A 13,295-nucleotide genomic window follows, 5' to 3' on the forward strand; every position below is an offset into this window, starting at 1 on the left:
CACGGGGTTTAAGCATCCGGATCACAACCTCCCGCTTGCGGGAAAGCCGGACGGGCAAACGTCAGGGGAGAGTGCTCTCTCCGGGCCTGTGAGCCCGACTTTCGCAGTGGGATAGGAAAATGAGTTAAGCCGAATCATTCATTTCCACTGCTTAACGCCGGTTGCTGTCAAGAAAACGTAAACGCGGGCTTAGAGACGCTACGCTCACGATTCAGAGACGCTCTCAGCACAACGGTATAGATAGCAGATCACCCCACGCAACTTTGGCAATCTCTGTTACCGAAAGACGTAAACGCGATAAAGATCCATATCGATGGCAACAAACCCATTGGTGTCGCCCCTGCGATAAAAGCGACCATCAGTGATGGTCGTCAAATCCCACGGGATTCCGCTCACAGTATCAGCCCACGTCCCTGAACGAGTCGCCCCTTTGAGTTTGGTACGATCTCTGGCAAATGCGGCAAGTGATACGCCAGCATACGCGGATGCAAACGTTTCCACTCCGGTCGCATCGGTATCGAAAATGATGTACTCGTGGGCATCTTGAGCAAACGCTTCGGCTGGTTTTCTTGCTACGATCGTCGCTTGAGCAGGAAGCCCAGCACCAAAAGTGACAAAATCAACATTCGGCCCACCACACCCAGTAACGATTGTACAGCAAAGCAAACTCGCGATCACGAAACATCGTGGCACAGCATTCAAGCCTGTATTTGAGTAGTCTTCAAACCTTCGGCGCAGACCTTGGACCGACGACGATAGGAAGAGTCCTGTTCTTGTCCAATGCTGCCATAGAAAGGTCTGCGGCGAACTTGCAAAAATCACCGGAATTGCCAATACCAATGCTTTCCCTCCCAAAACTCAAAATCTCCAGATATCGGCTTGACAAGCGATTCCACACTTCAAACGCATAAACCATCCCACGATAGTCCAATGCTAAGTCGACTTCGTTATCGAAACTCCGAAAATAGCAAATGCCCACCGAAGGACTAAAAATCCTACCGTCGTCACGGCTATCATCGTCAGGCAGAACACCAACCCGGCAGCAACGTCCAAGCCATTACGTCTAATCATGAAACTGGAAATGGCATATGCCGCACCGCCCCCGCCGAGAAGTGACAGAAGGCTGACGAACCAGCCAGCCAAAGTGAACCGATCAAAATCGATATCAAGCTCGTTGATCGCTGCCCCAATTCTCTCCGCGATCTCTGGTTTATCATTCATCGTTGCTCCAACGCATCTCTCGATTACCGGCAGAACGAAATGTGCTAACTTATTCTAACCATCACGCATCACAGTTGCGTCGATCCGAGAGAGTGATCTGATTTACCTCGATGAAATCCAAAGCAATCCCCGGTCAAACACACTATCGGTGTGACAACATCTGCAAACGCAAAAAAATTTTTTCTTTGGCAAGCGGAATAGGAACGATCGACGCTCACTTCACTGTACAAACAAAGGGCGTCGCTATTGCGGCACCTCGTCGATCCAAAAACGTCGCGTAGCACCGGACTCGTTCGATTGCCAGCAGATACCGGAATGAACATCAAGGCAAGTTAACCAGCCTTGCCCGTAGGCCCAGGTATCAATGCAAACTGCATGACCAACCGAACACGGCACGCCAGAACGCTGTGCCGTATGTCCACAAATCATCGTCAACCCAGATTGGTGTGGCCTGGGATTTCCAAATGACTCCCAGTACAGCATATAGTCTGGTTGTTCATCAATCGGAACTTCGGCATCTGCATTCGCGTGGACAAAGAAGTGACTCTCCGTAGTGTAATGCGACCGCAAACAAGACTCGAGAAAATGCCAATGGTCATTCGGAATCCCATCGAGTCGATCAGTGCCGTAGGACGACAGAACCGCATCACCTCCGCATGTCAGCCAATCCTTGAGGCATTGCTTGGATTGACGTGCCTCAAGTAACATTATTTCATGGTTGCCGCGGAGCGGAATCAGCCCCTCCCTCGCTTGTCGATCGATCAGCCAATCGATCACTCGTCGCGTGTCAGGGCCACGATCCACATAGTCGCCAAGCGTGATGACCCGGTCACCGGAGGAAATTGCAGCGAACGATGCCAGTGTATCAAGCGATCGGTAGCAGCCATGAATATCGCCAATCGCTAAAGTTCGCATTTAGCTATCCTCTCTGAAAAACTTTCACTCGGGAAATGCCACGATTGCCGCAGTCTTAATCGATGCAATCACAACCCCAAAATACCGGCCAGCCCTGCATTTTTCCCTTTCTCGCAATACGACTACCGTTTGTATCGATTTTCAACTCACCATTTTTATCACACGTGAGACTGGGATGGACATTTGCTTCACTATCCCACTGGGAGAGTCGGCCTCTCAGACCCGGAGAAGACGCCCTCCTCGGCCGATTGCCCGTCCGACCTACCCTCAAACGGAAGCGTGTTATCCAGATGCTTCCCCCCGAAGACTTATGATTAATTGCTAAATAGGACCAATCGAATACGTTTGCGTCAACGATCTAGTTGTTTTTTTCTTTCTGGCATACCAAGCAATGCTTCCAGCTTGGCATAACCTTCAGGGGTATCGCGGAACTCGCCAGCAACATTGCCATCCCTATCAATCAAAATCATTGTAGGATAATTGATCACTCCATAGTCGGAAGCCATTCTGCAAGTCGCATCCTTCATAGAATTCCCGCGAAAAGGAGTTGGTTTCTCCGCAATCAATGCGACAGGATACGTAATGTTTTTCCCTTCTAGAATCCCATCCTTTAGTGACTCTGCAAATTCGTCGTATTCCGAAATCGAAGTGATTGTCTTCCCGGCATCGATATGAAGCCCAAGGATTTGTAAACCGTGTTCTCGATAACGGTTGTCGAGTTCAATTAGTCGAGGGATTTTGACGATACACGCGTGGCACCAATAACCCCAAAAATCCAACAAGACCACTTTCCCCCTTAAGTCCTTTAACGACTTTGGGCCCGTTCCTTTCCAAGCGATCACGTCGGCAAAGTCAGGAGCCGGCTGTCCAAGCAGTTTTTTTGATCCTTTGAGTGAGAGCTCCATGGGGTACAATTTCAATTCCGCGACCCCGTCCGAGATCGAAAATGACCGTTTTGCCACCAGTGTTCCATCATTCGCTCCGATGGCAGTCATTGAATACTCTCCAGGCGGAAGAAAAATCTCAAAGTCCGGCGCGAGTGAATAGTGTTCAACGCAAAGCCGTCCGTCAAGCGAAACGCTAAGAGAGTTCCTTTCAAGTTCAATGCCATGTTCAGCAAGTTCTTGGCATGCAAGCTTTCCAAAAACCCGGCATTCCGGGTGAAGAATAATCGTAACTTTTTCGTTCACGTTTCGCGGAAAATTTACAATACCGGAAAGTTGGCGTCCCTCATGACGTGCAACAAGACTAATACGGAAATCACGCAAGATCTCCATGCCACGGCTCAACGTCGCGGTGCCACGTTTGCCGGTCCGCGTTTGACGCGGAAAACTTTCTTGCGACGCCGGATCCGGTAAATATATCCAAGACGGCGATTCGTAGGAAGAATCTCCAAAACTTGCAGAGAAGCCAATCCTTGCCCCTTCAACTGGCTGAGAGTATTGATCAAGAACAAGAACTTCTAGATCGCTCGAAGTTCGAACTGAGCTCTCCGGTGGCTGCGACCATACTGCCTTCGGTTCGAAAACGACCATCATCAGGAACGCGTATCCTAACGCCACCAACCCCAGAAAACTCCGTCGGAATACAGTTGCGACACTCACTCGCGACAGACGGAAGAAACTATAGGATTGTCGCTGAAGAAGACCCCAGCTTACACTCGCAATCTGCCAACTCATATGTCAGTGTCCTTTATTTATTGCAGGTTTCGGCAACATAATGACTGTCCCAATGGTGATTCACAAACGAACATACGACGATTCGCTCAGTGCTGCCCAGGATCGTCAAAGTGGATTTCTGAATTAGCGCCGGCGAGATTCTACAATATCCTCGACGATCGGGAGAAATTTTCATCGACGAATAGCGAGATGCGCACGGGGGTATAGGATTCAAAAAAACAAATCGCCAATTTCAATAGAGCTTTCGCGTATAAACGGGTGGTTTACCTGACAGAATCGATTTCATAGCTCAGTAGTCACCGATTAGCCAGCTCGCAGATTTGACGCTCCCAACATCACCTCCATCAAATGCTCCAGTCAGTCAATTGCGATTGCGCCGGACGCCCCTACCAATACGAATCCACAAATTCTGCTTTCGACGCCTTCCAAAAAGGATTCGAGCGAACAAATAAAGATCGCGAAAGCAAAAGATGACCAAACGGTGACCCCAGTTGGAATCAAAACGGCTCGGATTACTCGGCTCAAAACAACTCATTTGTTTGCTTAAAACTTGTTGTACAAACGCTGGCATCCCAAAGCCGTACGAATTGATATCGCGACCGCCATGGCGTGGCAAACCAAAGAGATGGAGAGCCAACGCACGATCGGAGGCTCCCAAATCGACAGAACAATCAACGCCCCTGCCGCAACTATGTAAGCTGCCAGCGGAATTCTCGGAAGATTGGAATTACGGCGCAGATGAATCATCCCGGCCGAAATTCCGATGCATGCCATCCCAATTAGTGGACAGCCAAACGTCAGCACAGTTGCCATTAGGTCGTCGTTATTGGCTCCTTGAATATCGAGATAAAACGAGATTCCGCAAAGAAGAGATGAGATTAAACCGAGACTGAAAATACTGATCGTCAGTATACCTATTGCGACGACTGACACAGAAGCAGGGGAACCATTCTGAGAAGGCGGTGCGTAGGGATTCATAATTGTGGCGGACTCTTTCCGATTAACAAACGCCGCCCGTCGCTCGGGCGGAAAGCGAAGGTCAGCGAGCGCCAAAACGCGTGCAAGCCTGACTACGGTGCGTAGGACCGCTCTCCATTGCCCTGTGCGGGCCCGTCTAAAAGTTGCTTTGCATTAAACTCGTCTCGTTCATCCCGAAGGTGCCGAACCGCATTCGCGCAGGCGAGTGTCATCAGGCACGACACAACGACTGCGCCGACGATCGAATAGATTCGAAAACCAAAATCCGATATCGAAAATCCGAATGGAAGTGCGGCGGCAACTAAAAGCATAACCGCTGCACCGCGTGGTTGATCGCGACGATCCATGCGAGTAACAAGGATTCCTGCGAACTCGCAAAATCCAATGACGAGAATAGTGAAAAGATCGCCAATATCGAGCCCTGATAAATCGGCTAAAGACCATCGCAATTGGCGACTTCCGATCGCGCACAAATCGAGGGTAATGATACGACTATGACTGCACATTGATAAGCGCCCCCATCCTATCACGCTTCATCGTCCGTCAGCTCGACAAAGTTTTCAGTGTGGTAACCGGAATACAGCTGCCCCGTTTCATGGTCGGCAACTACGCAGTGGCCTCGCATGTTCGGGATTTCGCCGAAAAAGATGTACGTTCGAGTATCCATGAATGGATATCTTGCATGGTAGTCCTTGGGTACGGTATCGAAATTGAAACGCACCATGCTCAGGTACCGGGGACAACTTCTATGCGGTGAATCACCAGCTTGCGTCAAGGAGTTTTTTGCAGTCATTGTGCTTTGTCGACGAACGAATGTATGTAGGTCCAAGATTTGATTAGTGTGGTCATTCGCCTTTATGCTGGGGATTCGGACCCGCGATCGGATCGATAGGGAACTTCCTGCGATATTCCCCCCCCACACCAAAACCAACGACTCTTTGTTAATAAAAGTTAGACGGCCCCGCTGGACAGCTTATCGGGCGCTACGTTCCAGGTGATTGTTGTGTCGCAAGGAACGTGAAGCTATTTTCGACACTTTTTCTTGCGGATCAACGCGTCGTTGGCTCGAGCCTTCTTTTTCCGTTCGGATTCGTCTCGACCTTCAGGCCAAACCAACGAATTGCATATTGGACAACAAGCATCGCCTGCGGATGTGGAACTCATGCGAAACTCGTAGCCGCATATATCGCAGGTGTGCTGACGCCCTTCGGGCGTGCGGGAGGAAACGTTCATTGGGCCCTCAATGTGTTAAATCTAGCGGATCAAAGAAGAGAAATCGGTCATTACCGAAAATCGTGCGTTCGCGGACTACCGAGAAAGGATCATTCACGAGTGCTGAAAATCCAACAATCATAACGACGAAGACCGCAACTTTAGGCGTCTAGCGACAACTAACGCGCCGATTGATCAACAGCTCAAAGGTAGCTCATAAGCCGTGGAAGAACTGTCGACGTTCACACCCCAACCAACAACAGGAAAAATCTTCCAATACGCTAAACCTCTTTGACTCGATGCCTCAGATAACTCACGCGCAACGTCTAGTGCGCCACTTAATTCAGACTTGGTAGGGGCCTCATTGACAAAAGACATCCAACTATTTGTTCCGGTCCTCCGCAAGCGGAATTATCCGCGCGATATAAGTTATTGCATTCTCGAATGGTGTCAAATCTGAGTTCATCTTTCGTGCGAATTCAACAACTCCATGATGAAGTACATCCAGTAGAAGCATCTGCCTAGCATCGACTTTCGCCTGTGCGAATTCCTGGAAATCGAAGTTTGGGATCCAACCCCAACCAACTCCACCCGGGTACACGCCAAAATCCGCGTGCGCGAAGACTCCCGTAGCCGGCCGTATACCGAGCTGAACATTCAACTTTTTCGCACCTCCGAGAACGACAGTCTGTTTCGAAATATGCGTTTCATACGCAGTGACTACGGCGTAATTCGACGAGCTAAACGCCAGTACGTCAAATTCAGACGGTATGTCATCAGCCGAAGACACATTCAGTTGATGGGATCGTAGGAACATCTGCAGGTTGGCGAACGACCGAATTCGCGGGGACGGACGAAAGACTCACAAGCCGACCATTAGACACGACTCTCATCCTCCGGTGCAGTACGCCCAGCATGGTCGTCGACCTATAGGGTGCAAGTCCCCTGAGTTACTTCGCGCTGGAACAACGTCGAACGCAGATGATCGTGCTGGACAAATGGCTCCGTCGCCACGTCCGTGCGGGTTCCAGGAACAACTGGCGTTTGCCACACACCCGGTCTCGAAAGTTATCAGCGTTAGGTGTCCCTCCGGCCGATGCTTCCCCCTTCGCCCACAGCGGTCAAAGCCCATGGCGGCTCTCGATGACGTCCGGCGATCAGCGAGCAATAACGAACGAGTAGTAACGGCTCAAGGCCTGTTTGGATTAGTTGAGCGATGGACGGAGCTTGCTCCGAAACGACGAACCGCCTGGCGCGGACCCGCATGCTAGTCGGTCTGGGAAGGGCTGCGGACAACAGCGTTCCTATCCCGACACCCTCAATTCACCGTCATCGCCAAGTTCGAAAAACGTCACGAGTCGATCTGCAAGCCAACTGCGGAAGTTCTGTGTCAAAGGAGGGCAATGCTTGCAGTTCTGAAGAACCTCCCCCTGCGCATTCGGCGCCAACGCCGTAATACGCGTTACGAGGTCCTTACCTGGAAACGAGATGTCGTCTGAGCCACCGAGAGCCAAGACGGGCATCCTTAGATCTTCCAATTCCTGGTCGGTTGCCAGTGGAGGGATACGAAAATCGAATGGCATATCTTGAATCGCGTCGCCAGTGTATTGAGCCCATCCCTCGTCCCACGAGGAAAAAAGAGGCTCAAGCAAGCGCCGCAAATTCTCTGGGGACCGCCATAGGCGATAGCGAAGCAATGGCAGAGCCATCTTAGCGAGGCCCGTTAGGTGCGATCCATTAACGATGCCTGCAGGAACAAGGAGGGCCAGCTTTTCCACCCGCCCTGGAACGCTCGTTGAGAATTGCCGTGCGATAAATCCGCCCCAGCTAACGCCGAATAGCTTGGTCGCTCCAAGATCCAGCTCGTCCAGAATATCAGTAAGCCAATGGACGTGAGAATCATCATTGAGAGGCAACCGCGTTTCTAAACCACGAATAGACTGACCGGGAAGATCTGGAGCGATGACACGATACCGATCTAGAACTGGGTTGAGTTCAGATACCAAAAAGGCCGATCCAGTGCGCATTGCATGAAGACAGACGATGGGAGTTGCACCAGGAGGACCAGCAACCAAAACGTGATTATCGCCGAAGCGAGTAGGCACTTCGAGACTCTCAAACGGAGAATCAATACGCTCGCAGAATCGAATGAACCACTCGTCCAATCTCTTCCGTGCCGACTCATTGCGATAGGTATTCATCCCACTAAGTACACCAATTAAGCGAACGTTTTTCGTAACTGGGCCGCGACGAAAGATTGTCCATCCAAATCCGCCAGGCTTCACCGCTACGGTTTATGGCTTGGTTCGTCGCCGCTCGTTTGCGACGACGATTAAGCAGGTTCAAATATCCATTCCAGAACCTCGCCATCGTCAACGTGCTGAATGGTAGCGGACGGTCGAAAACCAAGCTCCTCCAGTACACGATGCGATGCATTTCGATCAGGTAAGGTCTGTGCCACAATCTGTATCGTTTGATCTGAAAGCTTAGCCATTTCGATTAGAGAGCGTCCCATTTTAGTTGCGATGCCCCTTGATTCATTGCCAGGGAATGTGAAGTAGGCAATTTCTGCCCTGCCATTGGAAGGTGGTCCCTTAAAACCACATGTCCCAACGATGCTTCCGTTGACTTCTGCCAAGTAGCAAATCCACGGCTTGAATGCCTCGACGGTCGAATACAGGTCCTTGCAGGCCAAGACTACATCGGCGAGCAATTCTGGAGCGTCTGTCAGTAATGTTTCAGAGACAAGGCCAGCATCAATTTCCACCAAACGAAATGCCAAGTGTGTCTACCTCGTATTAGTGGTTCTCGCCGACGAAAGATTCCATGAAAGTCCGAGGTTCGATGGCAAGGAGTCGTTCGTCATAAAACTGGCGCCCCGGACCAGTGATCGGAGCAGCTTGAAAATTCCTGTCGCATTCGTTCCACCCACCAAAATCAAAGCCTCTTTGGCAATGAAGATTCTCACCCTTGGCTTCGGCTAATTCAACTCGGTTTGTTGTACTTACGATTCAAAAACTCGAAACTCCGAGATTCTGGGAGGCTGCTCTGGGTAAATCGCCAAAGGTTCAAGAAGGGGTTGCCTGTCAAAGGCGTCCGGCAGGTCGCCGTACCCGGTCGCATCCACGCGGAAGTGGTATCGCACGAACTGCGGTGATGCGAAGACTTGCCGTTATCATCACCAACATGCTCAAGGAACAACAGTCCTATAGCGAATGCCGAGATGCAATGATCGAGCGACGAAAGCGGCAGATCCACGGCAAAGCTAAACGAGCGGCATAACCAAGCGAAGACATCTCAACACCCCTCAAGAACGCCGCAAGGTTATCGTCACCCAAGTCACTTTCAACGAACCATCGTCACGGTACAAAGCCATTGAAAACAACTCTTAGTCAGTCACTGCATCGGCTCGGCACCTTGCTGCTTGCAACACAATGGTGAGGCAAGTCTTGCAAACCTGAGCTGCTCACCCACTCCAATTCGCCCGTAACCATGCGTAGATCCGACCTCGTCGCAGATGCTTCGGTCTCTCGGCCTGACAGTCGCACGTTGCATTGATTTGGAGCCTTGGAGTGTGGTGGGCGGGTCGCATCGAAAAATTGTGTTTGACCAATTGAGTCAAAGCGTTGATGCAAATCGCCCCAGAGGAACCCACGAAGGAATGTATGGGGTGTGGTCGCTGGGACAAGAACGACCACAACAGCCCGAAACAAGACCCAAGCAATGAACGACCGGAGTCAAACAAACGGAACCTAGCGTCCAACCAAAACGTCACGCCAAGCGTGTCACCGATATCCTTATGTCTTCGTCTAACGAAAAGGATCCCAAAACGATGGAAACTCAATTGAAAAAGCTAATCTCTTTCAGGAGCGCTTGGTTCGTCGCTCCAAGCATCGACTACATGACATTGTACGACAAATACATCATGCCATCTTTGAAATAGACTCGCAGTTGGCCACCGTTTGACGACATTTCCGTGGCGTACGCATTTGTGGGTTCGGAGAAACCAAGCCTCTGCTCATCATGTTGCATCAGCCCACGGTCGTATTCGACCAAGCCCCAGGGATGTTGAGAAACCCAAGCATCGAATTCGGCGGGCGTGATCTTGTAAGCAGCAAACAGGTGACCGAATGACGGTTCGTAGCGTACGCATCCAGAAGTGGGCACCAGCGTGTTGGCGTCCTGATGCTGCTGCACGAAAATCCTTCGATGGAGAACCGAGTTTGACGCAAATGTAAATGCGAGGCCGAGCAAAAACATTGCAGCAATGCCCCAGCCTATCGCGAAACGCTTGAAGAGCCGAATTACCAACACGGTCGCGGCAGCCGCGACGAAGCTCCACGCTGTCAGCGAGAAGAAAACGTTGATGTAAGTTTCGCCAAGTCCCTGATACATACTTGTCGACGAACGGCCAGGATCACCGGTAAAAGGCGATCGAATAGAAACTAAAACCCAAAGGCCCCCGACTCGCGTACTCCGGTGCAGTACGCCCAGCACGGGCGTGAACTTATGGGGTGGAAGTCCCCTGTACTTTGTTCCGGTAACTTTTGTGGAGGCATTCTACCAAATGAAATTCTAACAAAAGTGAGTACGAGGCGAGGGCAACTGCGGAAGGGTGACCGACCGTGGGAAGGAAGCCCGCGATGCTCGCTCGGTGTCGCAGCCGGCAACATCCCGCCAAGACCTGCCAGGCTACGAACAGGAACCTGATACGAGGCCGACGATCCCAGACGAGCGGGCTGCTGACCGCGAAGGCAAACCGGAAGAGCGGACGGAGGTAGATCAGGAGCTTGGGCAGGGACAGTTCACGACCCTTATCTGGGGAGATCTTTGACGCGTACCCGCGAGTAGGGCTTGCCCGAAAGGTGGGGCGGAAGCGGTAACGCTCTCCGTGCTCAAAGAAGTCAGCTGAGGCCACAGTAGCCGGTCGGCCGCACACCAGCGGTCAGGCGAAGGGCCGAACGTCATTTCACAAGGACACAACCAACGGTGGCCTCGAACGATCCCAACGCTAACGCGAAGGTAAGACCCAGACCGGCATGACGCAAGCGCATAAAACTCCGACGAGCCTTGAGGCTTCGGCGGTCACCGAGAAGTTAACCTTGAGTTCTGATCCATCGATCACTGATCGAAGCGATTGTTGACGAAGCGAACATCGAGCGTGCTTGGAAACAAGTCAAAGCGAACCGCGGTGCCCCCGGCCCCGACGGCATCACCCTGGACAAGTTCTTCGAGACCTTCCGGCACCATTGGCCGGTCGTTCGGCAACAACTCTTGGAAGGGACTTACCGTCCGGGCCCGTGCCGGCGGAAGTCGATTCCCAAACCCAATGGCGGCGAGCGACACCTCGGCATTCCCAACGTGGTCGATCGCTTGATTCAACAAGCCATCTTGCAAGTCTTGACCCCGATCTTCGATCCATCTTTCTCCGAATCGAGTTTCGGTTTTCGGCACGGGCGTTCCGCACACGGAGCCACCCAGCAGATCCAGCGCACGATTCGCAGCGGCTACCGCTGGTGCGTGGACATGGACCTGTCGAAATTCTTTGACCGAGTCCAGCACGATGTCCTAATGACACGCGTGTCTCGTCGCGTCCGCGACCGACGGCTACTAAAGCTCATCGGGCGTTTTCTGCGTGCTGGCGTCATCGCCGGTGGTCTCCTCCAACCCTCCACCGAAGGCACCATGCAGGGCGGGCCGCTTTCACCACTTTTGGCGAATATTCTCTTGGGGGATTTCGACAAGGTCTTGGAAGCACGTGGTCTGCGTTTTGTGCGTTACGCCGACGACATTCTGGTCTTCGTACGATCCGAGTTATCGCCACGACGCGTGTTCCGTTCGGTGGAACGCTATCTCACCGGGGTATTGAAACTGGCCATCCACCGTGACAAAAGTCGCGTGCGTGAGACTGCGGGAGTCGAGTTCCTCGGCTACCAGTTCCATGGCTTTGGTGGCCAGATCCGGGTGAGTCCGACAAGCGTGAAGAAGATGCGACAGCGCTGCAAGGACATCCTGCGACGATCTCGCGGATGCTCGATGCGTCGTCGCCTTCGTGATCTTCGTCTCTACCTTCGGGGTTGGTTGAGTTACTTCGCGCTGGAGCAGCGTCGAACGCAGATGACCGTGCTGGACAAATGGCTTCGTCGCCGGGTCCGTGCGTGTTACTGGAACAACTGGCGCTTGCCACGCACCCGGTTGCGAAAGTTGTCCGCGTTAGGCGTCCCTCCGGCCGAAGCATACCCCTTCGCCCACAGCGGCAAAGGCCCGTGGCGTCTCTCGATGACGTCCGGCGTTCAGCGAGCTTTAACGAACGAGTGGTTAACGGCTCAAGGCCTGTTTGGATTAGCCGATCGATGGACGGAGCTTGCTCCGAAACGGCGAACCGCCTAGTGCGGACCCGCATGCTAGGTGGTGTGGGAGGGGCCGCGGGCAACCGCGCCCCTATCCCGATTGCGATGGTTCGTCCTTCGTGGGTTTGGCTCAGTCGATCGGTCACAAAGGGTTGGCCATAGGCCCAAAATTGTCCCACACGACAACGTGAGAGCCAGTGATCTGACTCTTGAGAGAGGCTTCGATATCCTCAGCGTCATGGGTGTCCGGCACATGTACCGACAGCATTCGAATACTATGGGGCATCGGAAAAGCATCGAACGACTGAATCTGATCGGTCCATATATCCAGATTCCACTGTCCGTCTTTGGGGAAAGTGGGAAACGTTTGCCTCGGGTCACTTGACCTAGCCTCAAAGCACACTTCCTCCAAGTGAGGCAGCGACCCTAACCACTCAAGTGAGAGGAAATTGAAATCAAGGTCAAACGAGTCGTCAAACCCGAGCTGAGTCACGTTTGGGAAGTCGGTTGCATCAAATGCGGAGACAGCAGCAACGGAGCCAAACGTGACACCGCGGACCTGTATGCCACGGTGACGGTGATTTCGTATAGCGTCAATCCCTGCTGGCCCCATCAGATAGACCCTTGAAACAGCACCAGACGCGTCAATTGTCAAGCGACTCGGAGGAGAGTTCGATTCTGAAACGGTAATTTGCTCCGTGTTCCAGTTTGCATTCCGTTGAATCTGAGATTGAATTGCAGTGTAGTCTCGACGAACGCGAATCCACGCCGCGGTAACCGCCACGAGAGCCGTCAACAACAACAACAGCTTGAGACTCGCTTTCATGTAACAGTTATTTCTATGGACGAAAGAATCCATGTAAGTCCGAGGTTTGATGGGTGGGAGTCATTCGTCGTTAAACTGGCGACTCGGACCCGTGATGCAGGCAGCTTGGAACTG

General features: G+C 52.1%; 11 protein-coding genes. 2 read left to right on the top strand and 9 right to left on the bottom strand.

Annotated features, from left to right (window positions below; genetic code table 11):
* Positions 1–276: 276 nt before the first annotated feature.
* The 8 genes from FYC48_RS10180 to FYC48_RS10215 form a co-directional block, all read right to left on the bottom strand.
* Positions 277–693, bottom strand: coding sequence for a hypothetical protein (locus FYC48_RS10180; RefSeq protein WP_160149438.1), 417 nt, complete (start codon positions 691–693; stop codon positions 277–279).
* Positions 694–933: 240 nt separating this feature from the next.
* Entirely contained in the window at positions 934–1,221 is a 288-nt protein-coding gene (locus FYC48_RS10185) for a hypothetical protein (RefSeq protein WP_149496603.1), read from the bottom strand.
* 243 nt (positions 1,222–1,464) lie between these two features.
* Positions 1,465–2,136 carry a metallophosphoesterase family protein gene (locus FYC48_RS10190; protein WP_149496604.1) on the bottom strand — a complete coding sequence of 224 codons (672 nt, stop codon included), beginning with the start codon at positions 2,134–2,136 and terminating at the stop codon, positions 1,465–1,467.
* A 350-nt stretch (positions 2,137–2,486) separates the two neighbouring features.
* Positions 2,487–3,815: a TlpA family protein disulfide reductase gene (locus FYC48_RS10195; protein WP_149496605.1), complete on the bottom strand. Its 1,329-nt coding sequence runs from the start codon at positions 3,813–3,815 to the stop codon at positions 2,487–2,489.
* Between the two features lie 543 nt (positions 3,816–4,358).
* The gene (locus tag FYC48_RS10200; RefSeq protein WP_149496606.1) at positions 4,359–4,793 is read right to left on the bottom strand and encodes a hypothetical protein; all 435 of its coding nucleotides are present in this window, start codon (positions 4,791–4,793) and stop codon (positions 4,359–4,361) included.
* 526 nt (positions 4,794–5,319) lie between these two features.
* Complete coding sequence (locus FYC48_RS27720; RefSeq protein ID WP_160149439.1) at positions 5,320–5,460, bottom strand: hypothetical protein; 141 nt, start codon at positions 5,458–5,460, stop codon at positions 5,320–5,322.
* Between the two features lie 1,849 nt (positions 5,461–7,309).
* Entirely contained in the window at positions 7,310–8,206 is an 897-nt protein-coding gene (locus FYC48_RS10210; RefSeq protein WP_149496607.1) for an alpha/beta fold hydrolase, read from the bottom strand.
* A 131-nt stretch (positions 8,207–8,337) separates the two neighbouring features.
* The gene (locus FYC48_RS10215; protein ID WP_149496608.1) at positions 8,338–8,787 is read right to left on the bottom strand and encodes a GNAT family N-acetyltransferase; all 450 of its coding nucleotides are present in this window, start codon (positions 8,785–8,787) and stop codon (positions 8,338–8,340) included.
* Positions 8,788–9,161: 374 nt separating this feature from the next.
* Here FYC48_RS10215 and FYC48_RS28620 point away from each other — a divergent pair, with 374 nt between their 5' ends.
* Positions 9,162–9,287: a hypothetical protein gene (locus FYC48_RS28620; RefSeq protein ID WP_261345064.1), complete on the top strand. Its 126-nt coding sequence runs from the start codon at positions 9,162–9,164 to the stop codon at positions 9,285–9,287.
* Positions 9,288–9,902: 615 nt separating this feature from the next.
* Here the strand turns inward: FYC48_RS28620 and FYC48_RS10220 are convergent.
* Positions 9,903–10,202, bottom strand: a complete 300-nt coding sequence (locus FYC48_RS10220; protein WP_149496609.1) for a hypothetical protein — start codon at positions 10,200–10,202, stop codon at positions 9,903–9,905.
* Between the two features lie 957 nt (positions 10,203–11,159).
* Here FYC48_RS10220 and ltrA point away from each other — a divergent pair.
* The gene (ltrA, locus tag FYC48_RS10230; RefSeq protein ID WP_235034189.1) at positions 11,160–12,395 is read left to right on the top strand and encodes a group II intron reverse transcriptase/maturase; all 1,236 of its coding nucleotides are present in this window, start codon (positions 11,160–11,162) and stop codon (positions 12,393–12,395) included.
* The last annotated feature ends 900 nt before the right edge of the window (positions 12,396–13,295 follow it).

This window comes from Roseiconus lacunae, from assembly GCF_008312935.1.
Taxonomy (GTDB): Bacteria; Planctomycetota; Planctomycetia; order Pirellulales; family Pirellulaceae; genus Stieleria; species Stieleria lacunae.